General features: G+C 49.0%; 17 protein-coding genes. 8 read left to right on the top strand and 9 right to left on the bottom strand.

Annotated elements, in window-relative coordinates; all coding sequences use genetic code 11:
- Window positions 1-85 precede the first annotated feature (85 nt).
- Window positions 86-1,792 (bottom strand): S-layer homology domain-containing protein, encoded by a 1,707-nt coding sequence (locus RMO27_RS10035; RefSeq protein ID WP_309731939.1) that lies wholly within the window; start codon window positions 1,790-1,792, stop codon window positions 86-88.
- A 481-nt stretch (window positions 1,793-2,273) separates the two neighbouring features.
- Here RMO27_RS10035 and RMO27_RS10030 point away from each other — a divergent pair, with 481 nt between their 5' ends.
- The gene (locus tag RMO27_RS10030) at window positions 2,274-4,214 is read left to right on the top strand and encodes a nucleoside-diphosphate sugar epimerase/dehydratase (protein WP_309731938.1); all 1,941 of its coding nucleotides are present in this window, start codon (window positions 2,274-2,276) and stop codon (window positions 4,212-4,214) included.
- Between the two features lie 59 nt (window positions 4,215-4,273).
- Here the strand turns inward: RMO27_RS10030 and RMO27_RS10025 are convergent, their stop codons facing one another.
- The gene (locus RMO27_RS10025; protein WP_309731937.1) at window positions 4,274-4,960 is read right to left on the bottom strand and encodes a DUF475 domain-containing protein; all 687 of its coding nucleotides are present in this window, start codon (window positions 4,958-4,960) and stop codon (window positions 4,274-4,276) included.
- 693 nt (window positions 4,961-5,653) lie between these two features.
- On the opposite strand from RMO27_RS10025, the gene RMO27_RS10020 reads away from it, so the two are divergent.
- Complete coding sequence (locus RMO27_RS10020; protein WP_309731935.1) at window positions 5,654-6,115, top strand: single-stranded DNA-binding protein; 462 nt, start codon at window positions 5,654-5,656, stop codon at window positions 6,113-6,115.
- A 53-nt stretch (window positions 6,116-6,168) separates the two neighbouring features.
- Here the strand turns inward: RMO27_RS10020 and cobA are convergent, their stop codons facing one another.
- Entirely contained in the window at window positions 6,169-7,707 is a 1,539-nt protein-coding gene (cobA, locus tag RMO27_RS10015; RefSeq protein ID WP_309731933.1) for a uroporphyrinogen-III C-methyltransferase, read from the bottom strand.
- Between the two features lie 241 nt (window positions 7,708-7,948).
- Here cobA and RMO27_RS10010 point away from each other — a divergent pair, with 241 nt between their 5' ends.
- Together RMO27_RS10010 and infB are read left to right on the top strand one after the other, a co-directional pair.
- Window positions 7,949-8,101 carry a hypothetical protein gene (locus tag RMO27_RS10010; RefSeq protein ID WP_309731931.1) on the top strand — a complete coding sequence of 51 codons (153 nt, stop codon included), beginning with the start codon at window positions 7,949-7,951 and terminating at the stop codon, window positions 8,099-8,101.
- A gap of 145 nt (window positions 8,102-8,246) precedes the next feature.
- A complete protein-coding gene (gene infB / locus RMO27_RS10005; protein WP_309731930.1) occupies window positions 8,247-11,336 on the top strand; it encodes a translation initiation factor IF-2 in 3,090 nt (1,029 codons plus the stop codon).
- A gap of 142 nt (window positions 11,337-11,478) precedes the next feature.
- Here the strand turns inward: infB and nusA are convergent, their stop codons facing one another.
- Both nusA and rimP read right to left on the bottom strand, forming a co-directional pair.
- Window positions 11,479-12,780, bottom strand: coding sequence for a transcription termination factor NusA (gene nusA / locus RMO27_RS10000; protein ID WP_309731929.1), 1,302 nt, complete (start codon window positions 12,778-12,780; stop codon window positions 11,479-11,481).
- Window positions 12,781-12,873: 93 nt separating this feature from the next.
- Window positions 12,874-13,335 carry a ribosome maturation factor RimP gene (gene rimP, locus RMO27_RS09995; protein ID WP_309731928.1) on the bottom strand — a complete coding sequence of 154 codons (462 nt, stop codon included), beginning with the start codon at window positions 13,333-13,335 and terminating at the stop codon, window positions 12,874-12,876.
- A 453-nt stretch (window positions 13,336-13,788) separates the two neighbouring features.
- On the opposite strand from rimP, the gene RMO27_RS09990 reads away from it, so the two are divergent.
- Window positions 13,789-14,427, top strand: a complete 639-nt coding sequence (locus RMO27_RS09990; protein WP_309731941.1) for a histidine phosphatase family protein — start codon at window positions 13,789-13,791, stop codon at window positions 14,425-14,427.
- Between the two features lie 138 nt (window positions 14,428-14,565).
- Here the strand turns inward: RMO27_RS09990 and RMO27_RS09985 are convergent, their stop codons facing one another.
- Window positions 14,566-15,321, bottom strand: coding sequence for a carbohydrate ABC transporter permease (locus RMO27_RS09985; protein ID WP_396133658.1), 756 nt, complete (start codon window positions 15,319-15,321; stop codon window positions 14,566-14,568).
- A gap of 239 nt (window positions 15,322-15,560) precedes the next feature.
- On the opposite strand from RMO27_RS09985, the gene RMO27_RS09980 reads away from it, so the two are divergent.
- On the top strand, window positions 15,561-16,256 hold the full coding sequence (locus RMO27_RS09980) for an aldehyde oxygenase (deformylating) (RefSeq protein WP_309731926.1): 696 nt from the start codon (window positions 15,561-15,563) through the stop codon (window positions 16,254-16,256).
- Window positions 16,257-16,406: 150 nt separating this feature from the next.
- Here the strand turns inward: RMO27_RS09980 and cbiB are convergent, their stop codons facing one another.
- Together cbiB and RMO27_RS09970 are read right to left on the bottom strand one after the other, a co-directional pair.
- A complete protein-coding gene (gene cbiB / locus RMO27_RS09975) occupies window positions 16,407-17,417 on the bottom strand; it encodes an adenosylcobinamide-phosphate synthase CbiB (protein WP_309731924.1) in 1,011 nt (336 codons plus the stop codon).
- 91 nt (window positions 17,418-17,508) lie between these two features.
- Complete coding sequence (locus RMO27_RS09970; RefSeq protein ID WP_309731922.1) at window positions 17,509-19,491, bottom strand: penicillin-binding protein 2; 1,983 nt, start codon at window positions 19,489-19,491, stop codon at window positions 17,509-17,511.
- 337 nt (window positions 19,492-19,828) lie between these two features.
- Between RMO27_RS09970 and RMO27_RS09965 the strand changes: the two genes are divergently transcribed.
- On the top strand, window positions 19,829-22,747 hold the full coding sequence (locus RMO27_RS09965) for a substrate-binding domain-containing protein (RefSeq protein WP_309731920.1): 2,919 nt from the start codon (window positions 19,829-19,831) through the stop codon (window positions 22,745-22,747).
- Window positions 22,748-22,859: 112 nt separating this feature from the next.
- On the opposite strand, the gene RMO27_RS09960 is transcribed toward RMO27_RS09965, so the two are convergent.
- Window positions 22,860-23,249 (bottom strand): hypothetical protein, encoded by a 390-nt coding sequence (locus tag RMO27_RS09960; RefSeq protein ID WP_309731918.1) that lies wholly within the window; start codon window positions 23,247-23,249, stop codon window positions 22,860-22,862.
- 234 nt (window positions 23,250-23,483) lie between these two features.
- On the opposite strand from RMO27_RS09960, the gene hemB reads away from it, so the two are divergent.
- The gene (hemB, locus tag RMO27_RS09955) at window positions 23,484-24,497 is read left to right on the top strand and encodes a porphobilinogen synthase (protein ID WP_309731916.1); all 1,014 of its coding nucleotides are present in this window, start codon (window positions 23,484-23,486) and stop codon (window positions 24,495-24,497) included.
- The last annotated feature ends 266 nt before the right edge of the window (window positions 24,498-24,763 follow it).

The following is a 24,763-nucleotide window of genomic DNA, read 5'->3' as shown; positions in this document are numbered from 1 at the left end:
CCTGATGAAAAGAATGAATAATACGAATGGAAATTTGAGGAGCATTCCTCAAATTTCCAGCAGGCAACAAATTAACTAGTTGTGATTAGAAGCTGAAGCCTAGACCACCACTAACGACGAAGCGAGAACCACCAGTTTCCGAATTCGCGAGATCGACTAGCGCAGGAGTAATTTGGAACGAAGAGCCGCCACCAAAAGGAATGGTAATCGGTAGACCAACGCCCAAGTCTTGACCGTTCCAGTCAGCAACTACCGAGACATTGGAGAATAAATTTGTACCGACGCTACCAAAGATATTGATCGTATCGCGACCGTTACGGATATCCCCGACAGTCCGGAAGCGACCGGCACCAGCACCAACTGATACAGTAGTGTTGCTGAAGAAGCCTTGGTTGGGGTCGGGGTTGAGGATCATACTCGCTACACCGTAGCCAGTCCGACCGCCGTTGACACCGCCATCACGAGTCCCGAAACCTCCAGAATTATTACCGAAGGTGATAGCATTTTCATAGCCACCCGCGATCGCAAAGTTGTCACCCAATAACCTGTTGACTTTGAAACTCACACCACCGTTATCGAACATGCCAGCATTACCACGAGTGGAACCTGTATAGGTTGTGGCTACAGCTTCTAGACCTAAGGCGTTGCGAGGATCGCCCAGACCGAAACCAGCGGAGTAAGCCCAAGCTTCAGGATTTTTGGGTGAGGTGATATTGTTGCTGTAGATGTTCGGGCGAGTTTGATTTTGGTAGCCCGCACCGACGAAGAAGCCAGCGTTACCGCCAAAGGCTGTAGGTGTACCCAGACCGCCAACAGGATAAGTACCGACGCTAGTGGAACCAACGATCGCCGGAGTTTGACCGGGAATGCTCAATTTGGAGATCGCCTCATCAGCAGTTACGGCTGCTGTGGGAGTACCAGTGATGGAAGTTACGTAAGTACCTTGAGGGCAAGAAGCGATGTACTTGTTGCCAGGGTTAGCTGCATCTAGCGCAGTCAGCTTGCCGGAACCAACCAATACTTGGTGGATATAGGCAGCGACATCAGCACGAGTGGCTACAGTATTTGGCCCAAAGTTACCACCAGGTAAGCGGCTGCTGTCATATTCGACACTGACAGCTACACATTTTTGAGTTGCAGCAATTAACGCATTTTGACCGTAACTGGGCACTTGTGCCGCGTCGCCGAAGACGCTGTTGAGGTCTAGGGTGCCAGAAGGTTCTAGCTTGCTACCATTGATGAGCGAGACTAAACCTTGAATCCGTAGGAGATTTTGCTTAGGTCCAAAACTACCGGGATAACCAGCTAAAAATCCGCTCCGGTAAGCTTTTTGGATGACTTCGGCTGCCCAGTAATTTTTAGGCACGTCTTTAAATTTGCGTCCCTCCCGAACTGGCTGGAGGTCGAAAGCTTTGTTTAATAAAGCTGCAAACTCAGCACGAGTGACTGGCTGATCTGGTCGGAAAGTACCATCAGGATATCCTTTGATGATGTCTTTCTCAACTAAAACTTTGATAAAAGGTTCTGCCCAGTTGCCAGCAACATCGCTTGCTTGAGCGACTTTGTTGGGAGCTGGGGTCGCAGGAGCTGATGTGGGGTTGGCTTTGACAGCTTCAGCTAAAGGGGTAGAAGCAGCAACTTTATGCAATTGACTCTGATTAGCTACCGTCGGTGCTGCCAGGACAGGACCCATCGCAATTAGTGAGCCTGTGAAGACCGAGCCTAGCATCATGGATGCAATTCGACTGATCTGAGCACGTTTGAGATTAGACTTTTGGTTGTTTTGTTTCATGGTTTCTCTAGTGCACTCCTCACCGGAAAAGTTATCACTTTATATTTTAGTGCAAATTTCCGGAATCGAGAGAAATTAGTTGTTTATTGTATTTTACATAGCGATCGACTCAACACTCAGGTGGTTTTATCCATCGGTTGAATTCACGCATGATTCGCGCGAAGGATGGAACATCCTGAGCTGTGATTCTGTCGAACCCAGCGTTTGACAGTAATAAGTTCAGAGATTTGGCTGAGTACATTTGGTGAAAAAAAATATACTTTAGATGTATAGATCTAACTTTGTCTGAGCTATTTTTTGGTTCTGTCACTTACCAATATAGCTGACTTTAGATTGCTTCAATTCATCAGTACATTCATTATCTTACACCACACGACAATGCTAGTTGCGATCGGATTAGCAAAGGTCACAAATCAAGTTTTAGAATCGATCTAGACCTGATTTTCAACTTGTTAAAAACCGTCGATTGTGTCATAATATCATGTCCACTAAAAGCCAATCTTTGTTGAGTATTGAAGCTACTGCCACGACTCTTGAGAAATCGATCAATGCGCTTTCCAATCATCAGAAGTATACGATCTTGACGTCGATCGACATCTGTTTGTTCCTGATTTCGATGATGGCGGCAATCGGCTTTGAGTATGGGTTCGATCTCATGCCAGTGGAAGTGTTATCCCAAGGGCAGTTTGTGCTGCTAGATGTCGGGATCAAAATTGGATTTTTTTGGTATTTTAGAATTTATCAACAGGTATTACGATACATTGATGGCAGTTTTATTTTCACGATCGCCAAGGCATCGATCGCGAGTTTTATTGCTACGACGATCGTTGCTTATTTATCTGCCGCTCCAGTAATTCCGGCCTCCGTACTGATCGGTGATGGGATGTTGGCACTAATCTTGGCAATCTCATATCGGTTGTGCGTCCGACTCACGATCGGCCGGATGCGTCAGATCGTGTATCCCGGTCGCAATGTACGCGGCATCGTGATTTATGGTGCTGGTAGTGCTGGTTGTGTGCTCGCACAGGCTTTGATTGGCGAAAATAATGGCAAACGGCCGATCGGATTTGTCGATGACAATCAGTATCTGCAAGGACGAAACGTCCAAGGCATCCGCGTCTATGCGCCAGCAGAATTACTAAAGTTAAAAGCCAATACTGGGTTTGAAGAAATTCTGCTAGCCATGCCGTCGATCGAGGGACAGCGCAAACGCGATATTTTGCAGAAACTCCAAATCTTAGGCGTACCCGTCAAGACCGTACCGAGCATTGCCGAAATCTTGAGCGGTCACGTTTCGATTAATCGCGTGCGAGAGCTAGACATTGAAGATTTGCTAGGTCGCAAACCGATCGCCGCCAATCCCGAACTCCTGCAGCACGATATCACCAACCGCGTCGTCTTAGTAACTGGGGGCGGTGGTTCGATCGGGTCGGAACTCTGTCGGCAAATCGCCAAACAACAACCCAAAATGCTGATCGTCTATGAGTTGCATGAGTTTGCACTCTATCAGATGGACATGGAGCTAGGCGAAAACTACCCACATCTCAATAAAGTTGCTTGTCTGGGTTCTGTTACCGACGCCCAAGCGTTGAAAGGGGTTTTGGACACATATGGGGTCGAGACCATCTATCACGCGGCTGCTTACAAACACGTTCCGATCGTCGAAGCAAATCCGGTTTCGGGCATCATCAATAATATCAATGGGACGCTGACGACAGCGCAGTGCGCGATCGCTTGTGGGGTGGGCAAATTCGTCTTGATCTCCACCGATAAAGCCGTGCGGCCGACCAATATTATGGGTGCCACCAAGCGGGTGGCAGAACTAGTCCTCCAAGGCTTAGCAGACCAAACTAATCACAATACCTGCTTTACGATGGTGAGATTTGGGAACGTCCTCGGTAGCAGCGGTTCGGTCGTCCCCCGTTTTCGCGCCCAGATCGCTGAAGGTAAAGCGATCACGCTGACCCATACCGATATCACCCGCTACTTCATGACCATCCCGGAAGCGGCAACATTGGTAATCCAGGCTGGTGCGATGGCCAATGGCGGTGAAGTCTTCTTGCTCGATATGGGCGAACCTGTCAAGATTTACGATTTGGCCACGCAGATGATCCGCCTACATGGGATGGAACCCCATCGCGACGTCAAAATCGAGATCGTTGGGTTGCGCCCAGGTGAGAAAATCTACGAAGAGCTATTGATCGATTGCGATGCGGCACTACCGACTGGACATCCGAAGATTTTCTGTGCTCGCGAGGCTAAATTAGCTTGGAAAGAGCTGTCCCCACAACTGACCGAATTATTAGAAGCCGCAGAGCGTTGTGAAGTCACCGAATGTGTGTCAGCACTTCACAATCTGGTGCCAGAATATCAACCGATGGGACAATATGCGAGAGTAAAATATGAAGCTGTGGCTGCTTAGCTGCTATGGGGATTGAGAAAGTAAACCATCAATCGCACTTTCTCAATTTCCCCACTCAGCTATTCTGGTGCTGATTCTTGGCGTTGGGAAAAGCCCCACGTAAAAATCATCGCTACCATCGCGATCGTTACTATCTCTGGAATCTCCAACTCTGGATAGAGCGCGCGGACTAACAATTTGATCCCTACTAAACCCACTGCAATATATCCAGCATCCTCAAGATGCGTATATTCTGACAACCATCGAATGAATAGCTCTGCCATAAATCGCAGCAAAATAATCCCGATCGTTGCACCCGCAATTACCAGCCAGGTATCGGTTGATACCGCAATTGCTGTCGCCACACTATCGAGCGAAAAAGCCAAATCGGTGACCGCAATAATCGGAATCACTTGCCACAAAGAAGTATACTGAGGTCGCTGTTTTTGGCCATCTTCATCTTTGTCGGCGGTAAAATACTTAAACACCAGCCAGAGTAAATAAGCTGCACCCAAAACCTGAAACTGCCAGTAACGGATGACCCACGTCGCACCCACAATCAGAGTCATCCGTAGGATATAGGCAAAAATCAAGCCAATGTTGAGGGCTTGAGGCCGGAGCTTTTCATCAACTAAGCCTTGGGAAATGGACGCGAGGGCGATCGCATTATCGGCGGAGAGGACGGCCTCTAGTGCGACTAGCACGAGGAGGAGAATGGGCGTGGACAGACCAATGTCTACTGGTAACTCGATCGGTTTGTCTATCATCGATAAGGTAAGTGGGTGGACAAATTTGAGGAACGTTGACCGCAGCAATCAGCTTAGAGATCGGCAACTAGTCAGCATGTCGGATTTTTCAGAAGTTAGATTGTTACTTGCTGACGCTCTTCATTTTACCAAACTTAACCGTCTCTCTACCATTGTTATGGCTGAGTCAGCCCAAACTTACTCAACGCGATCTCCATCAAGCAGTAGGTCACAGCTACGTCGATCGAGTTGACCCACTAATATTTGTTCGATCGATAATAAATACAGCTCGAATTGCTAAGAACTTACTAATCTTTGGTAATAGATTGCCTAAATTTACCGATCCTCACTGGCAAAATTTTTGGAGGTTTTGCAGCTTATGAAGATCTTCTTGGTCCCAATTTTTCGATCGTGCCTAAACACGATCGATCTTTGCTAGATCGTAGCTAGCGCAAAACAGATCGCTGCATTTAACTTGGATGTGTAATTTAATCTCATGCTATCGATCGAGTTAAGATTACAATTATCCTTTCATCAGTAGGCAATCGAGAATGTTAAGATGTTTAATCGATGAAAGTTGCAAAATAGTATTTCTATACTAAAATAGATAAGTAACTTACAAGTCTGTACCCGATCCGGTGCTTGGTGCACAGGCTCGGCGAGGAAATAGCTCTACCAAAGCTGTCACTTGTCCCTCAATCCAAATTCTTACCTATGAATAGTTGCATTTTAATGGCGGAGATTATCAAAAATCCCGAACTCCGGTATACCGCTGACAACCAGATGGCCGTGGCAGATATGTTCGTGCAGTTTGCGCCGCCACCAGGCAGTCGTCCCGACGACAGACACCCGACGATCGAAGTTGTGGGCTGGGGGAATTTGGCAACTGAAATGAAGGAAAATTATAAACAAGGAGATCGGGTGACGATCGAAGGTCGTCTCCAGATGAATACGATCGAACGCGATGGTTATAAAGAAAAGCGCGCCCAATTAGTGGCCAGTCGCCTCTATCACATGATGGCGATCGACAGTCCCACGGCATCAGCCGCACCAGCAGCCGTTAGTGCAGCACCTAGTTCGCCACCACCTAGCAACCGCACGACGACTGCCAGTGTCCCTCGCAAGGAAGAGCCACCAAGCTTTGATGCTGACGACAGCGATCAAATTCCGTTCTAATCCAGGCGCAAATTTACCAAGTGGAGTAGGGATGAATAACTAACTAGTTGTCCCTACTCAATCCCCGATTCTAAAGCCGCTAGCAAGCCAGGTAGTGTATATTCAGTCGCTTCGATATCGACTTTGCCCAATAGCTCTCTACAAGTCGCCGAAGTCTGCGGGCCGATCGAGGCAATCCGGACTCGATCCAACCAACCTGGTGGTAAACTATTGCCGATCGGGTGCCAAAAATTTTTGACAGTTTTGGAACTAGCAAAGGTAATAATATCCACCTGTTGGCGTTGTAATGCGGACAGAATATCGGGATCGATTTCTGAAGGGCATTGGGATTGATAGGCCGCAACTTCGATGACTGTCGCCCCCAACCGCGTAAATTCACCGACTAAAACTTCCCGCCCGCCGCTCTCGACACGCGGCAATAACAGGCGGAGATTGTTGGGGTCGATCGGAAAATGACTAATTAAGGCATCAGCGACGAAATCTGGTGGGATAAAATCCGGTGTAATTCCATGCTGTTGTAAAGATTGAGCCGTTTTCTGACCGACTACCGCAATTTTAACTCCAGCTAAGGCACGGCTATCTTTGCCAGCTCGATCGAGTCGTGCGAAGAAGCCATCGACACCATTGGCAGAAGTTAATATCAACCAGTCAAAATCAGCTAGATGTTCGATTTCGCGATCGAGAGCCGCCCAGCTACTCGGTGGGACGATTTCCAAAGTCGGCAGTTCTAATACCCGTGCGCCGCGAGATCGCAACATTTGGGAAAATTCGCTGGCTTGTCCGCTAGCACGGGTGACGAGGACAGTTTTACCCGCGAGTGGCGCACGATTGGCCGGTGGATCGACAACCACATCTCGGTCGATCGAGGACGTCGATCCTCGGCAATTAATATACTCTCGCAATCTCACTACTTGGCCGATTACGATTACAGATGGAGATAGCTCCGCGCCCTCTGTCTCCGAGATAATTCCGCCCAAATCAGATACCCAAACTTGCTGTTGGGACGTTCCCGCCCACCGAATTATCGCAATTGGGGTTGTAGCGGAACGATCGTGTTTTAAGAGCTGCGCGACGATCTCACCCAACTGCCTAGCACCCATCATCATTACCACCGTTGGGATGCGAGCCAAGGCATCCCAATCGAGATCGTCGGGGAGATGGGCACTAATTACGGCAAAGCCGCGACTCAAAACTGGATCGGTGAGCGGAATCCCTGCAAGTAATGGCGCAGCCAAAGCCGTAGATAATCCCGGCACTACTTCAAAGTCACACTCAGCCGCTGTCAACGCATCGATTTCGGCGGTGACGCGCCCAAAAATAAAGGGATCGCCACTTTTGAGTCGGACGACAGTGCGATCGGTTTGGGCGTATTCTACCAATAACAAATCGATTTCGGATTGGGGCATACTCGGTCGGCCACCACGTTTGCCAACATTGATGAGCTGGCAGTTTCCTGGGACTAAGGCAATCAAGCTCCGATCGACCAAAGCATCATAAATCAGCACTTCCGCTTGAGTGAGAATTTGTTGCGCGCGAATCGTCAAATAAGCGAGATCCCCTGGCCCCGCACCCACAATGTATACTTTGCTCATCAACCGTGAATTATGAATTATTTATTGAGAAATTCTATTGAAGACAGTGTGAGTGACTATTTTTCAGGGATGGATCGCGCCTTTGGCAGTGCAATTTTCTCAAGTGAGCGCGATCTGCTAAATTCTCTGCCCGATCTCTTAAGTTGACACCGTGCAGATTCCCGATCGGATAAACCTATCACAGTATCACAAATTGTCGATTGGACTCGCCAATTATGACAAATTGGTGTAAGAATATAATATGATTCCCCATCGATCGATCGCTAATCCCGATTGCGTCGATAAACGCTGTAAAGCAGCACTTAGTCCCGACCGGATCGCTCGTTGGCGAAGTCGATCGACAACGGATTGGGGTAATTATTCACCAGCCGCAGTAGCCTTGCTACCGTGCTAGGCACCCACTACCAGGTAATAGCTTTCATCAAATATACTTAGTTTTATCATCAAAACATTAACATTGTGTAGATAAATATATGGTCTTGCCAACATCAAGTCATAATCTAGACGCTCGATCGGTTTCATAAATAGGGACATAGTGGATGAACAACGGCAAAGTCAGAATTTACGAATTGTCAAAGGAATTGAATTTGGAAAATAAGGATTTATTGGGAATTTGTGAAGGCTTAAATATTGTAGTAAAAAGCCACAGCAGCAGTATCTCAGAAACAGAAGCAGAACAGATCGTCAAAGCCGCTAACGAGAAGTTTCCCGATCGGCAAAATAAGGCACCTCGTCAAATCCTTGCGGACAAGGTGGATTCTGCCACTGCACCGAAAAGTGATGTCCCCAAATCGCCCCCAAATCTCACCTCTGTTGCCACTAGTAGTACCAGCCAGAGCGTGCCCCCACGACCAACCGAACCCAAAACTCGCATCTTGCAGATCGAAAACAAAAGCGATAATCAGACTAAACCATCATTGATGCCCCAACCGCCTTTGCAAGCTCAACAACCACCGTTGCGACCTTCAGCACCTCAATCGCCAGCCAGCCGTCCCGTCGTTCGGCCAACACCCGTTGGCGAAGGTGCGACCGTCCGTCGCGCCGAAGCCAGTGGGGAGGCCAGTCCCAATCGGGCGGCCAGAGTTGGCAATCCCGTACAGCCGCCAGCACCCAAACCCCAGCTATCCGGACCCCCAGCTCGTCCCAGCTCAGAAGATGCCTCATTAGAAACAGATCGTGGTGATAATAGTCAGAATGACTCCACTCCAGTAGCTCGCTCCGCAGCACCAAATAAGCCGATCCCGAAATCGCAACTGGCCAAGAGTGATGCGGCCCCTCGTCCAGTCGTTGGTGCCCCCACCCGTAGTCCTGGTACGGGAGTCCCGCGCAAACCAGTTGCCAAATCCGAAAGTGACGCACCACCTTTGAACCGTCCGCCAGCGCGGATCGTGCAAATTAAACCGCAGGGTAGTAGTCCGACCAGACCTGGTGCCCCAGGCAAAGATGGTGCTGCCACTGAAAAAGATGATGGGACACCAACGCCGATCGATCTCGAACTCAAGCGGCCGCCGCTGCGAAAACCAGTTAATAAGGGTAAAGGCTGGAGCAAAGAAGAGGAAGAAATCGAAACCGCCAAGGCGAAAGTACCAGCCAAAGGCAAACGGGTCAAAACAGTCGTCATCGATGAGGATGATGAAGACGACGATCTCGATGGTAACGATAATTCCACTGAAACGATCGTCAGTCTGTCGATCGCCCGACCGGCCAAGCAGAAGATCGGTACTGGTGGCGGCATTCGTCCCGCAGCAGTTCCGGCTCAACGCAAAAAACCCGTGATGAAAGGGGATCAGCAGGCCAAAGAACGGGGGAACAACAACAAACGCGAACAGAAAAATACGGTTGAAAAGCCCGAATCGATTACGCTGATGGGCAGTATTACCGTCCGCGATCTCGCGGAAATGCTGATGGTGCCAGAGACCGAAATCGTCAAGCAGCTCTTCTTCAAAGGGATTGCAATCAGCGTGACGCAAATTCTCGATGCGGGTACTGCCACGATGGTGGCCGAAGAAATGGGCGTTGCTGTCGTCACTGGTGTCGAACAAGCTGCGGCGACGAAAGTCACTGAGATGCTCGACATTGGCGACTTCGATTTACTCCAACGTCGTCCGCCAGTCGTGACAATCATGGGTCACGTCGATCACGGGAAAACTACTCTCCTGGATGCCATTCGATCGACCAAAGTCGCTCAAGGCGAAGCCGGTGGGATTACCCAACATATCGGTGCCTACCATGTAGACATGGAGCATGAAGGGACAACCCAACAGGTAGTCTTCCTCGATACCCCCGGTCACGAAGCCTTTACTGCCATGCGGGCACGGGGCGCGCGGGTCACAGATATCGCGATTCTCGTTGTGGCTGCCGATGATGGCGTCCGTCCCCAAACTATCGAAGCTATCCGTCACGCCCAAGCAGCGGAAGTGCCGATTATCGTCGCGATCAACAAAATTGATAAGCCAGGAGCCAACCCAGCTCGGGTCAAACAGGAATTGATTGCCTTCAATCTCCAATCAGAAGATCTCGGTGGTGACACGATCATGGTAGAAGTCAGTGCCCTCAAAGGCGAAAATCTCGATACCTTGCTAGAGATGATTCTACTAGTAGCCGATGTCGAAGATCTTCAGGCCAACCCCGATCGCACCGCGCGTGGTACGGTCATCGAAGCCCACCTCGACAAAGCCAAAGGTCCCGTTGCTACCCTATTGGTACAAAATGGTACCCTCCGGGTCGGTGAAACCCTAGTTGCTGGACACGTATTTGGGAAAGTGCGGGCAATGGTAGACGACAGGCTGGCTCGCGTCGAAGCTGCTGCACCATCTTTTGCCGTCGAAGTCCTCGGATTGAGCGATGTACCGCAGGCGGGAGACGAGTTTGAAGTCTTCACCGAAAAAGAAGCTCGTGCCATTGCTGATGTCCGTTCTGCCGAACGCCGTCAATCGCGACTCCAGCAGATGATGGCTTCGCGTCGAGTTACCCTCAATAGCTTGTCGGCTAAGGCACAAGAAGGCGAACTCAAAGAACTCAATTTGATTCTCAAAGCTGACGTGCAAGGTTCCGTCGAAGCAATTCTCGGCTCCCTGCGTCAGTTACCTCAAAATGAAGTTCAAGTCCGCGTGCTGCTCTCCGCCGCAGGTGAAATCACTGAAACTGACGTCGATTTGGCTGCTGCCAGTGGTGCCGTCATTATTGGCTTCAATACTACGCTAGCTAGTGGTGCCCGCGCCGCCTCTGATGATGCCGGTGTCGATGTCCGCGAGTACAACATCATTTATGCCCTCTTGAGCGACATTCAAGGCGCGATGGAAGGTCTCCTCGATCCCGAACAAGTCGAAGAACCATTGGGTCAAGTCGAAGTCCGGGCGGTATTCCAAGCCGGACGCGGTAATATTGCTGGCTGTTATGTCCTGTCTGGTAAGGCATTGCGTAACTGTAGCATTCGCGTCCTCCGCAAGAACCAATTGGTCTTTGATGGCACCCTCGACTCACTCAAACGGGTCAAGGATGATGTCCGCGAAGTCAATGCTGGCTTTGAATGCGGAATTCGCTTAGATAAGTTCAATGACTGGGCTGAAGGTGACATTATCGAAACCTTCCAAATGGTCAGCAAACGTCGGACGTTATCGCCTGTATAGGAAGTAACGCGATCGACCGACAAGAAACCCAACTTCTTTAAAAGAAGTTGGGTTTCTTTTTGAAAATGTGGAGGTAATCAGTGGGGTGCTAGTGTTATTGGACTATTCACTATTCACTAGTCACTATTCACTATTCACTAACTTAATAGTTCTCATCCGCATAGTTAGCATCCTGATAATCTGGTTGATAACGGGATTGGTACTCTGAATCAGATTGCCGTTGCGATTCGACCTCAGCCATCGCGGCAACCGGATCGTACTTATTCACATCCTTGATATCGATTTTCCAGCCAGTCAATCGGGCAGCGAGCCGGACATTTTGGCCTTCTTTACCAATTGCTAGACTCAATTGATCTTCAGGTACCAGGACATGCGCCTGCCGTCCCTCTGGATTGACCAACCGGACTTCATCGATCCGCGCCGGACTCAAGGCATTGGAGATATAGGTCGAAGGATCTGGTGACCAGCGAATCACATCGATTTTCTCACCTTGCAATTCATTGACTACTACCTGAATCCGCGAACCGCGCGCGCCGATACAAGCCCCAACTGGGTCTACATCGCCTTCTAATGTATCCACCGCAATTTTGGTACGGGGGCCGACATGTCGCGATGGTGGGCTAGCTTCGCGGGCTACAGCCACGATCCGGACTAGTTCTTCTTCGATTTCGGGGACTTCATTGGCAAAAAGTTCGACAACTAAACCCGCAGCACCACGCGAGACGAGCAATTGGGGGCCGCGTTGGGAGCCTTCGCGGACTTTTTTGAGGAAGACTTTAAATGTCCGACCGATCCGATAGTTATCGTTGGGCAGTTGCTCTTTTTGGGGTAGTTCGGCTTCGACATCCGGCTGTCCAAAACTACTATTGACCGATAAAATCACTGACTGCCGCTCGAAGCGGAGGACTTTACCCATCAAGGCCGTACCTTCAAATTGCTCGAATTCTTCTTGAATGATCTTGCGTTGTTGATCCCGCAGTTTTTGAGCGAGTACTTGTTTGGCCTGAATCGCCGCCATCCGACCGAAATCTTCGTGCTCGGGTGTGACATCTAGTGTTACGGATCTACCGATCAGATCCAGTAAGTTTTCTGTGCCAGGGTCTTCTGTCGGATCTTGCTCTAAGCTATCTCTGATATCATCGATCGAAATCTCCCGATCTTCATCATTGACTTCTTCGACGATCGTTTTAATGGCTATGACTTTAAAATCTTCTTCTTCTAAATCAAGAAATACATCAAAATTATCAAAATGATCTTCTTCAAATTGCATTTGATCTAGATTTTGCGATCGCCGATAGCGTTCGTATCCTTTTAACAATGCTTCACGCAAAGCTGATTGGACAGCCGAAGCCGGAAGATTGCGATCTTTGCTAATTTCCTCAATCATATTTCTTAATTGAGGGATGCGGACATTGTTTTTTTTCTGGTCTTTAGCTTTTGACATATTTTTTAGTTAAATAAGGTCTAATAATTTAATCGCAATGTAGCTCGCAACTATTGCCGATTAAATTAGCAAATAAATAATTACTGAGCGCAGCTAACCGTTATCGTCTAAAGAAACTTTGCCGACTACTGCTCTGGGGATAGTGACGGTGCGACCTTTTTGGCTGAGATAGATGGCTGTCTCATCCCGTCTAATCAGTTGTCCTTGCCATTCGGTTTTGTTATCGACTGGTTCGGTAGTCGTGACTTGGACGGCAAAGCCGCCAAAGGCATTAAACTCTCGATCGGTCGTGAGTTCTCTACTCGTACCGGGGCTAGATACTTCCAATGCATAAGCAAATGGAATTGCCTCCGCAGCATCCAGTGCCGCATCCAGAGCGCGACTCATCCGTTCGCAGTCTTGTAATCCGGTATCGGCATTGGGATTGCGGATATCTACCCGCAGTGAAGGCGGCCGTTCGTGGGTATGAAAGACGATCGCAACGACCTCTAGTCCCAATTCTGCGGCGAGTGGGTTTGCAATATCGGTAATTTGAGGAATCAGGGGATGAGCCATACATGTAGTAACAAGGACTAGCAACTAGTTGCTGATAAAAGTAATGTTTGCCAGTAGGTAATAACTAATTTCAAGCTCGATCGATACCCTGAGATGTGAGCGGTGGTGATGAGTGGCTTGTTGTTTACTTTGGAGATCGAAGGCATCGGTGCGATCTCAGCGGACTTGTGTCAGCGGCAGCAAACAACAAAAAAAGTGGGGTTCGACCCACTCCTGGTAATTTATTATTCCAAGAAGCATAGGGACTAGCTAAAAAATTAGCTGGTCCCTGTTTTCTATATTAGCAGAATTAGTAGAGTTTTGATTCGAGAGTAATATGATAAGTAATGCCTACAGGAGCGCGATCGCCGCAATCGAGTGAGTCGCGCGCGCGCCGATCGATTAACAGTCAGCACGAATAGCTGTGAGATCGGCAATTTACCCATCTATCCATTTCGCCCCAATAGTGACAATATGACTCTAAATCTCTACTTTCTGCGTCACGGCCAAACTGCATCCAGTCGCGGTAACTTATTTTGCGGATCGATCGATCCAGCCTTGACACCCGATGGAGAAGAAATGGCTCAATTGTTTGCCAAAGCCTATGCCAGCACGCCTTGGGAAGCGATTTATTGTAGCCCCAAAGAACGCGCGATTTTGACTGCCGAACCTTTAGCCGATGCGCTGAAAATGAAGCTAGAGTTACGAGACGGATTGCAAGAAATTAATTATGGTGCCTGGGAAGGCAAAGATGTCGCTACAGTCGATGCCCAGTACCACGATGATTATCTGCGCTGGCTGGCCGATCCCGGCTGGAATCCCCCCACTAGTGGCGAATCCGCGATGGCGATCGCTGCCCGCGCCCTCGCAGTCGTTGAGGAAATTAGCCAAAAACACGCCACCGGTAATGTTTTGGTCGTTTCCCACAAAGCCACAATTCGGATCTTGCTGTGCAGCCTCCTGGGCATCGATGCTGGGCGATTCCGTTATCGGCTGGGAATGCCAGTCAGCAGCATCAGTATTGTAGAGTTCGGCGCACACGGTCCCTTGCTGAAAGTCCTCGCCGATCGATCGCACTTGAACGATCGACTGCGCGATCTGCCAGGAACCTAGGATTAGAGGATAGGGAGTGGATAGTGAATAGTGAATAGTGAATAGTGAATCGGATTTGATGCTCGATTCTCAAACTAACTATCAATTATCAATTATCAACTCCCTACTCCCTACTCCTTACTCCCTACTCCCTACTCCCTACTCCTTAATCCCCGTACTCGCAACTCCTTGAATAAACTGCTTCTGTCCGAGCAGAAAGAGTAACACGATCGGTACAGTGGCAATTACCACTGCGGCCATCAGGAGTTGCCAGCTATTGGTAAATTGTTCTTGAAATTCGGCTAAGGCGAGTTGAACAGTCCGCAATTCGGGACGGGTGGTGAAAATCAGGGGTTTGAATAAATCATTCCATTCGCCGATAAAGGTAAATAGAAACAGTGTCACCAGCGCAGGGCGAGATAATGGCAACATAATCCGCCAGAGGACTTGAAACCGATTTGCGCCATCGAGCATCGCTGCTTGCTCCAATTCGATCGGGATCGTCATGAAAAATTGCCGTAGCAAGAAGATCCCAAAGCCACTGGCAGCAGATGGGAGGATCAGACTAACGTAAGTATTAAGCAGATGCCCCCACTTAAGGATTAAAAAGACCGGAATTACCAGAAGCTGGAAGGGAATCACGAGTGTCGCTAGTACCACCAGGATTAAAGCTTGGCGTCCCCGAAATTTGAGTCGAGCCAACGCATAACCAGCCAATGCCGAGGTGAAAATTTGCGCCGTAGTCACAGCCAAGGCGACAAACGTGGAATTAGCAAAGGCCAAAACAAAATTACCGCGTTCCCAGGCGACTTGATAATTGGCAAACGTCACCTGGGTAGGGAGATTGAATCCAGTTGCCGTCGTGCCGATAGGGGTAATGGAAGTGAGCAAGGCAACACCTAATGGTGCCATCATCAAGCCAGCCCCAACCAGCAGCAGGAGCCAGTTGAAAATTTGCCACCATCGAAAATAGCTGGGATCGGAGAACTTATGCACGGTTTTGGTCGGCGATCGGTTAAGATAGAAGGGTTTGAAGATAGTAATAAATCTTTAGATTAATTAGCAAAACATTTACGATCGCGTTATAAGGTGCAGCCACCGATCGGAGAGCGTAAAATTAAATATTATTCGGATACACGGGAGAAATCTAACTTATGGTGCAGATTGCGGCCAGTTTGGAACTTAACTTTACAAGCGAAACCTACAAAGATGCCTACAGTCGCATCAATGCCATCGTGATCGAAGGCGAACAGGAAGCGCATGAAAACTATATTACCTTGGGCGGACTCTTACCGGACTCCCAGGAAGATCTAGTCAAGTTGTCCAAAATGGAAATGCGTCACAAGAAGGGTTTTGAAGCCTGTGCGCGAAATTTATCAGTCACTCCAGATCTGGAGTTTGCGAAAGAATTTTTTGCTCAGTTACACGAAAATTTTCAGGTGGCAGCAGCAGCAGGGAATATCGTTACTTGTTTATTGATCCAATCACTGATTATCGAGTGTTTTGCGATCGCGGCCTATAACATCTATATTCCCGTTGCTGATGACTTTGCGAGAAAGATTACTGAAGGCGTAGTCAAAGATGAGTATATGCACCTCAACTTTGGCGAAGTCTGGCTCCATGACAATTTTGAAGCCGCCAAAGCCGAATTGCAAACAGCCAACCGTCAAAATCTGCCCTTAGTCTGGAAAATGCTCAATAACGTCGCCAAAGACGCCAACGTATTGGGGATGGAGAAGGATGCTTTGGTTGAAGATTTTATGATTGCCTACGGTGAAGCTCTCAATAACATCGGCTTTAATACTGGTGAAATCATGCGGATGTCAGCTTATGGATTGATGGGGGCTTAGGTAATTGATAATTGATAGTCGATCTTTCAAGCCTTTAGAGCCAAACAATTCTACAGGTTTCCTGTGAATTTGCTCGATCGATAACAACTTTAGAAATTATTAACTGTTTAACCGATCGCCTCCTGGCTGACTAGCTATGAGGCGATTTTGTTATGTGAATAATGTATTTCTTACCCAGGGTTGTAAGATTTGGACGATCGATACTAACCCCAACCACAATAGCAAGCTAGATCGGGTCAGATTTAAAGCCTGCTGGATAATCTCAGCAGTAATGGGTTGTAAATCGTCACCCAATAACGGCTTATGCTGAATTTCTCCCCGATAATAATTTACGCCCCCAACTCTGACCCCCAAGGCGGCGGCATAGGCACATTCACTCCAGCCAGAATTGGGGCTGGGATCTTGGCGGGCATCGCGCCAACAGAGTCGCCAGACAGTTAGGGGTTTACCCGAAATCATACTCAATGTCAGTACAGCTAGCCGACAGGGTAGCCACGTCAGGATATCTTCAGATTTGGCACTACACCAGCCTAAATCGGCGTATGGCTCGCGTCGATAGCCGACCATCGAATCTAGAGTACTAGCAGCCTTGTAGGCCATTGCCAAGGGCACAGCCCCCACTACGGGGATAAGTATGCCGACGATCGCGTAAAATAATGGAGCCATCACACCATCGATCGCATTTTCGGTGACAGTTTCTAAGATAGCCCGATCGATCTCGGGAATAGTTAACTTGTCAGTATCCCGCCCGACATACATCCTCAGTTTCGATCGCGCCAAATCCAGATCTTCAGCCGCAATCGCCACCAGCACATCCTCAGCCGCTCGTCGCAAACTTTGACCCGCCAAGCAACTCGCCAGCAAGATCGATCGCACGGCAATTCCCAGCAACGGATGTAACTGATCGCAACCATAAATCAGCAGCCAAGTCATACCCCCAGTACCCAGAATTAAACCCCAACATAACACCACCCCTGCGAACCGCCGCGCCAACGGTCGATCGAGATATTTCAGCGCGGCTGTGGCAACTCGATCGATCGCCCAGCCCATCACCTGGACGGGATGTAACCAGCCCCACGGATCGCCGATTAGGTAGTCTAGTATGGCGGCGATGAATAGAGGGTAAAGGGTAGAGAGTAAGGAGAAAGGGAGTAGAGACAAAATTAGGTAATAGGTAAATCGATCTCGATTGAATTTCTTAGCCGCAACATCCCACTTCCTGTACTTGTACACCCCAGCTAGCAAACCCGCTTTAATCTGGCACGGTGGTTGAGGGCGGTGCTGTTGTCGGCTTGATTTGACTGGGATTGCTGGGAGGAATGCCTTCGATCGAAATCAGAGATTCCATAATCGACTTGACAATTGGCGCGGCCACATTACTCCCAAAGGCTTTCTCCTTACCTTTCGGCTCGTCGATCGCCGCAAACACAACATAGCGGTGTTGGCCATCTACAGGTAGAATGCCGACAAAACTGGTGATTTTTTTGTCATCCTGCTTATAGCCACCGCTGACGGCTTTTTGAGAGGTACCAGTTTTGCCAGCAATTCGATAGCCAGGAATTTGAGCTTTCTCCCCAGAACCTTTTTTGACGACATCTTCCATCATCTCCAACACTGCTTGGGTATTGGCGGGGGAAAAGATCTGATTTGGTTCGGGACGATTGGAACGATCCATCCGCACGCCGTCCCGATCGAATAAGCCTTCGACGACATGGGGCGTTACCAACTTACCACCATTGGCAATACTCCCAATCAGCGTCACCATTTGGATTGGCGTCAGTGAAAATCCCTGTCCAAAGGCCGTATTCGCTGGATAAATCGGCGAAGCGACAAATTCACGCCGACTGCGGACTTCACCCCGCGCTTCTAAGGGCAAATCGATCCCCGATTTTTGACCCAAACCAATTCGTTGCAGCCAATCATAATAAAGATCTGGTTTGAGCCGCTGCATCATTTTGACCATGCCCACGTTACTCGAATGCTGCAAAATTTGCGAGATATCCAGCTCCCCGTTCCCTTTTTTATCCGAGTTACGAATGGTGTATTGGCCGACAACGATCCTGCCACTGTCAAAGAGCTTGGTGTGGCGATCGATCACCCGATTTTCCAGCGCGATGGCGACAGCGATCGGTTTGAATGTCGATCCTGGCTCGTAGAGATCTGAGACAGCCGCATTTTGAAGCAAGGTCGAAGCGCGTTCTCGACCGACAACTTTGCTGTAGTCCTCAACGTCGCTAGCGTATTGATTGGGATTGTAAGTCGGGGCGACAACTAGGGCGCGGATCGCACCCGTATCGGCATCCATGACGATTGCCGTCCCCCGACGTGCGTTCCATTCATTCATTTTTTTTGTCAACGCTTCTTTGGTAGCCCGTTGCAGCCGCAAATCGACTGTCAGACGTAGTTTCAAATCATCGGTATGCAAAAAATCTGGCGTGACTCGATCGGGTAAGATCGACCCCTTATTACCACCACTTTTGGTCAATTGATACTGAGCGACCTTCCGCTCCAATAGCAATGATTGACTCAATTCCACTCCTGACCGCGCTTTGTGCTCCCAGTCTAAATAACCCAAAAATTCGGCGACCAAATCGTTCTGGGGATAAAATCGCGTATGGTCGGCTTCGCCTTGGGTGATGTCCAATCCCTCTAGTTTCAAAGCTTTAAGTCGATTGCCGACCTCTTCAGCGATCCCATTCCCGATCGGCACGCCAGTTTTGCGCTTTTGAAATTTGGTGACTAACATCTCCACTTTCATCCCTAAAATCGGCGCAATCCGTTCGGCCATATCCACTGGCGCGATTTTCACTTTCAGTCCAGTGCGGGGTAAACCTTTGCCAAATTTCACTTCTCCAAAGCGGCTGGGATGAGCATAAATAGTATAACTAGGTCGATCGATCGCCAGTTGATTATTCGATCGATCGACGATCGTCCGCCGAGGTACGAATGGCCGTTGGGAGATCGTCTGCTGCCGTTGAGCTACTTGTTGCAAGTTGTTTGCCTGCACTACCTGCAACCACACCAATCTAGAGAGTAACCCCAAACTTCCCAGCCCCAATACCAGCCAGATATATACTAATCGAAATCCAATATTTAGCGGCAACAACGATCGCGATTGCCGCACGGCACCTGTTGCCAGATCGCGATCCGATCTGCTCTCCGTACGTGCGGATGGAACTTTTTGCTGGCGATTATTACCCACTTGTCCTGGTTTGTGCCGACGGATATTGCTCATTCAAATAATATATCTGTGATAAAAGGCACAGTAAACTTTTTGATTCGATTGTATCTTAACGAAAATGTAACATTTAGCTCGATCGAACTGACAAAATCGGTTAGGATCTGAGCACGCTGTTGCTATCGATTTTAAAATTAAGTGCGTAAAAAGATGCATAAATCAACATTTATATCGATTAGTCAGTCAACTTAGCACATGTCCAAGTAATCTAATTGCTAGCTTGTGTTCGGGTGCTGGTTATACATTTGCTTTACAAAGCAGTTGGCAAGTATCTATGCAGGCAACAGATCTAAGCTATTGTTGATTACAATATCCACAAACCTAGTTGTTACAAATGAAGCAGCAAAGTAGTTCAATCGTAACTCTAGCACTAATATTAGCGGCTGGTGGCATTAACCTCAAAGCTATTGCCCAAACTGCTGCCGATAATTTCCCCCTACCCACATCGGTGAGTGCGGGAACTAAAGTGCAGATTGATGGCTCCAGTAGCCTGCAAGCTGTCAATCAAGGACTCAAAGATCGGTTTCAAAAGCAATTTCCCGGTACGGATGTCACCGTACCAACCCAGTATCAAAGTAGTGATAGTGGCCTCACAGCCATCGTGCAAGATAAAGCAGACCTCGCCGGGATCGGTCGCGCGCTCACAACCGCCGAAAAAGCTGAAGGTTTGACGGCAAAAGCGATCGGCAGATCCAAAATCGCCATTATCGTCAAAGATAGCAACCCTTACAAAGGAAATCTTACCCTCAAAGACTTCGCTAAAATTTATCGGGGTGAGGTCACTGATTGGTCGCAATTACCCAGCGCCAACGGTGCCAAAGGGAAAATTAAAGTCATCGACAGACCCGATACCAGCGATACTCGCCGCGCCTTTGCTAACTATCCCGTTTTTCAGAACGGTAAACTCAAAACGGGGAGTAACGCTCAAAAGCTCTCTGAAGATTCGACGCAATCAGTCGTCGATAAGCTCGGTGAAGATGGGATTGGTTATGCACCTGCCGACCAAGTCAAAAATATTCCAGGGGTTAGATCGGTGACGCTGCACGGTACGCAGCCAGACAATCCCAAATATCCCTTCTCGCAGCCACTAGCTTACGCTTACAAAAACAAAGGCGGCAAAGTAAGTGAGGGTGCCAAAGCATTTCTCGGCTATGTCGGCGATGCTACTGGCAAACAGGTCATTCAAGAATCGATCGCCGGTGGTGCCGCAGCCGTAAGCACTGGTACGACGCCAACTGCCACGGAAACAACTACCACTGGCACGACAGAAACAGCTACCACTGGCACTAATGGGGCTACTGGCGGTACGACCGGGACGGAAACTACAACTACCACTACCACTAATAAAGAAAAAGGTGGATTTCCATGGTGGATACTGCTCTTGCCGATCGGTGGACTACTCTTATGGCTTTTGGGTCGGAAAAAACCTGAAGCCGCAGCACCAGTAACGCCAGTCCCAGATACGACAACTGGAATCAAGCCACTATATCCACCACCACCATCCCGCACGGCGAGAGGTGATGGTCTATCTGGCGATCTGTCTGGGGACTTATCCTCGAATTTGGGTGGTGGTTATCGTCCTTCCGGCGATCTGCGATCAGGCGATCTGCGATCAGGCGATCTCTCTGGGACAATGCCTCCACCAACTGCCACGAACACGCCAAATATTAATTTTAATGGGGTCGTCGATCCGATTAAAAATACCACCAACGATATCAATCTCGCGGGTGGTGCGGCGATCGCGGGTGGTGCCGCAGCTCTGGGCGCACTGGGCAAAGGGATCTACGACTCGACCAAAGAGACAGTTGGCGAGCGAGCGAGCGACTTACAGCTTCCCGAAATCCAAGCGCCCGACATCGACCTCTCAAATCCCCTGGAAGGATTGAAAGATAAGTCTTCCAATCTCATCCCCAATTTAGATCTTAACAACCCCTTAGAAGGGATTAAAGACAAAGCTGGTGACTTCATTCAAGGTGGTGGCGCAGCCGTAGCTGCTGGCGGTGCGGCCATTGCTGGTGGTGCGAGCAACTTGTTTAATCGCGACCATCCAGAATCATCAGGTCTCAATCTGGAAATACCCGATGTTAATTTATCAGGTTCAGCAGAAGGCATCCAAGCGAAAGCTAGCGATCTCATCCCCAACGTAGATCTCAATCCAACCGGTGACGGTGGGTTATTCGATCGCGTCGGCGATTTCCTCAAAGATGGCGGTGGAGCCGCTGCTGCGGGCGGGGCTGCGGCCTTAGCTGGTGGTGCTGCCCTCGCTGGCGGTGCGGGTCAGTCAGTGAGTAACTTTTTCGGCGGTCAAAAGGATGCAGATTTATCTGAAGACCTATCCCTAGAAGTGGGTGCAGACAACGATCCATTTAATTTTGGGACTCCATTAGAGTCGGTCAAAGACAAAGCCACCGATGTCGTCGCCGATCTCCAAAACGATCCGTTTGACTTCAGTAATTCTTTAGATGGCATTACTGACAAAGCTGGTGACTTCCTCAAAGGTGGCGGCACCGCAGTCGGTGCGGCCGGAGCCGCTGCTGTTGCTGGTGGTGCTGCCCTATTTGGCGGCGAGAAAAAGGCGGAGATCTCCGAGCTAAATCTCAACGCTGAAGATACCTTCGATCGCGATTTAGAGGCCATCAACCTCGATGATTTGGACGAAGATCCCTTTGCGGGCTTATCCGATCTGCTCGGTGAAGAAACTGGCGATATGGAAAAAGACACCATCACGCAAGAATCTAGCGGCTTTCTGGACGGCTTTAAAGATAAAGCCGCTGGGTTGTTAGATGATGGCAAAAACCTCGGCGGTGCGGCTCTAGCTGGCGGTGCGGCTGCCACTGTAGGTGCTGGGCAAGCCTTCCAATCTTTCTTTGGGGGCAAAGAGACTCCGACTGAAGATCGGGGCGAAATGTCTGGCAATCTCTACAGCGAAGGTCAAATTACCCTCGTTTCTCCCAGTCCGACTCAAGCTTATGCGCACTGGGAAATTCCCGTACGACTCAAACGACAGTTGCGAGAGCAAGGCGGTCAAAAATTGGTAGTGCGTCTGTATGATGTCACCAATTTTGATTCCAATATCGAGTTGCCAACTACGTTCCAAGAGTTTGAATGTAGCGATTCAGCTTGGGATTTGGAAATTCCGATCGGTCAAAGCGAACATCGTTATCTAACTGAAATTGGTTATGTCACGGGCGATGGTCGCTGGTTAATGCTAGCGCGTTCGGCTCCTTTATGGATTCGGGCAAACCAGGGCTAGTCAAGATTAAATAATCGATCGGAGCAGCAATTCTCAAGCTTGAGAGTTGCTGCTCTTTATTTGCTGCCAATCGTTCGCGATCGATAAGACATATTCAAGCGCATCAAAGCAATTATCCCCGATCGACCGATCTCAGCGATTGTCGCAATCGCAGTAATGTCGCTGTTTGATAAAGATTGAGCGGGAGTAGCGACACTCCCTCTAGTCGCGATTGTACCCAACCTTCCCCCCAATACCATTCGTGGTAACCATCGACGCCCTGGCTCAGGAGCAATCGCAACCCTTGGGAATTGACTCGATCGACTTGAGCTTTGACCACGACAGGGCCGAAACTAGTCTCAAACTTAGTCCCGACCGTCAGCAGGTCTTGACTGGCAAACTTCATTTGCTGAGGAAACAGCCACTTAGTCATTGCTGACGGCGATAATAATCGATCGCGAATCGTGCTAGGGGTCGCTGGTACTTCAATTCGCAATTCACTTCGTTGAAAATTACCAAGCATGATGAGAAGATCTTAATTAGGGTGGGTAAGAATGACGAGTGCGAGACAGATAGTTATGCCTATATCCTAACGCTAAATTAATTCTCGATCTACACGATGGCAGCGTGATAGACAGCCTCAGCCACAACGAGGAGGCATCGATAGTCCAAATCCGCCACCAATTGTAAACCTGACTTTGGCGGCGATCGTCTTTTTCGCTATAATCAGTGGCTACTGCGATCTACCGAACAAATTATGTCTCGCTCCCATCCTGACTTCGATCCGCTCTCCCTGACCAGACGTCCCCGCCGCCTGCGCCGCAATCCCAGTATTCGCAGCTTGGTCAGTGAGACACAGCTCACTGTTGACGATCTGATTTATCCGATGTTTGTCATGGAAGGGGAAAATCAGCGTGTAGAAATTGCTTCCATGCCAGGTTGTTATCGTTACACACTCGATCTGTTACTCAAGGAAGTCGCCGAACTAGATACTTTAGGTATTAAAGCGATCGCTCTATTTCCCGTCGTCTCCGAATCCAAAAAAGATGAGAACGGCACCGAAAGTTACAATCCTCAAGGACTAGCACAGCTCGCGGTCACCGCGATCAAAGCCCAAACGCCAGAGACGATCGTCATTACCGACGTCGCTCTCGATCCGTTCACTACTCACGGCCACGATGGTGTCATCGATGAAAACGGTGTCATCCTCAATGACGAAACGGTCACCATTCTCGTCAAAATGTCCATATCCCAAGCCCAAGCTGGCTGCGACATGGTTGCACCTTCCGACATGATGGACGGACGCATCGGGGCAATTCGGCGCGGCTTGGACGCTCATGGCTTTACCGATGTCGGCATTCTCGCTTACTCAGCCAAATATGCTTCGGCCTATTATGGCCCATTTCGCGATGCCCTCGACTCCGCACCCAAATTCGGCGACAAGAAAACTTACCAAATGGACCCAGCTAACGCCCGCGAAGCTCTAGAGGAAGTCGCCCTCGATATCGCTGAAGGTGCCGATATCGTGATGGTCAAGCCAGCTTTGGCGTATCTCGATATCATCCACCAAGTCAAGGCCAACTGTAACGTTCCCGTTGCCGCTTATAATGTCAGTGGGGAATATTCACTAATCAAAGCTGCTGCCCAACTCGGTTGGATCGATGAAAAGAAGATCGTGATGGAAACTTTGCTAAGTATCAAGCGGGCTGGAGCCGATTTAATCTTGACCTATTTTGCCAAAGACGTCGCGTTAATTTTGCAGAATAAGTGATGGCAGCCGAATCGACGTCGAGACTATAGATCGACAGTGCTGATGCTAACAAAGATCCCGATCCGATCGCTGTTACCACGGATGTCGCATTAATTATTTTGCATAATAAGAATAAGTATGCGATCTCATCTGGGTTCTTCATCGATCGCCCGTCGCCTTCTTCCCCTGCTGCCATCTCGAACTATGAATGTGGAGAGCGATAAATTTTGTAGGTAACAAGGGCATAATGAAATAACTATCGGCAACTTAGCTCCAGCCAATATTTC

The organism is Chamaesiphon sp. OTE_75_metabat_556 (assembly GCF_031378165.1).
GTDB lineage: Bacteria > Cyanobacteriota > Cyanobacteriia > Cyanobacteriales > Chamaesiphonaceae > Chamaesiphon.
The sequence above is the reverse complement of the archived record's forward strand: the minus strand, read 5'-3'. Positions and strand labels throughout refer to the sequence as shown.

Bases quoted from the DNA above. Each gene is read 5' to 3' on its own strand.
- RMO27_RS10035 (WP_309731939.1), bottom strand. From the start codon at position 1,792: ATGAAACAAAACAACCAAAAGTCTAATCTCAAACGTGCTCAGATCAGT.
- RMO27_RS10030 (WP_309731938.1), top strand. From the start codon at position 2,274: ATGTCCACTAAAAGCCAATCTTTGTTGAGTATTGAAGCTACTGCCACG.
- RMO27_RS10025 (WP_309731937.1), bottom strand. From the start codon at position 4,960: ATGATAGACAAACCGATCGAGTTACCAGTAGACATTGGTCTGTCCACG.
- RMO27_RS10020 (WP_309731935.1), top strand. From the start codon at position 5,654: ATGAATAGTTGCATTTTAATGGCGGAGATTATCAAAAATCCCGAACTC.
- cobA (WP_309731933.1), bottom strand. From the start codon at position 7,707: ATGAGCAAAGTATACATTGTGGGTGCGGGGCCAGGGGATCTCGCTTAT.
- RMO27_RS10010 (WP_309731931.1), top strand. From the start codon at position 7,949: ATGATTCCCCATCGATCGATCGCTAATCCCGATTGCGTCGATAAACGC.
- infB (WP_309731930.1), top strand. From the start codon at position 8,247: ATGAACAACGGCAAAGTCAGAATTTACGAATTGTCAAAGGAATTGAAT.
- nusA (WP_309731929.1), bottom strand. From the start codon at position 12,780: ATGTCAAAAGCTAAAGACCAGAAAAAAAACAATGTCCGCATCCCTCAA.
- rimP (WP_309731928.1), bottom strand. From the start codon at position 13,335: ATGGCTCATCCCCTGATTCCTCAAATTACCGATATTGCAAACCCACTC.
- RMO27_RS09990 (WP_309731941.1), top strand. From the start codon at position 13,789: ATGACTCTAAATCTCTACTTTCTGCGTCACGGCCAAACTGCATCCAGT.
- RMO27_RS09985 (WP_396133658.1), bottom strand. From the start codon at position 15,321: ATGATGGCACCATTAGGTGTTGCCTTGCTCACTTCCATTACCCCTATC.
- RMO27_RS09980 (WP_309731926.1), top strand. From the start codon at position 15,561: ATGGTGCAGATTGCGGCCAGTTTGGAACTTAACTTTACAAGCGAAACC.
- RMO27_RS09970 (WP_309731922.1), bottom strand. From the start codon at position 19,491: ATGAGCAATATCCGTCGGCACAAACCAGGACAAGTGGGTAATAATCGC.
- RMO27_RS09965 (WP_309731920.1), top strand. From the start codon at position 19,829: ATGAAGCAGCAAAGTAGTTCAATCGTAACTCTAGCACTAATATTAGCG.
- RMO27_RS09960 (WP_309731918.1), bottom strand. From the start codon at position 23,249: ATGCTTGGTAATTTTCAACGAAGTGAATTGCGAATTGAAGTACCAGCG.
- hemB (WP_309731916.1), top strand. From the start codon at position 23,484: ATGTCTCGCTCCCATCCTGACTTCGATCCGCTCTCCCTGACCAGACGT.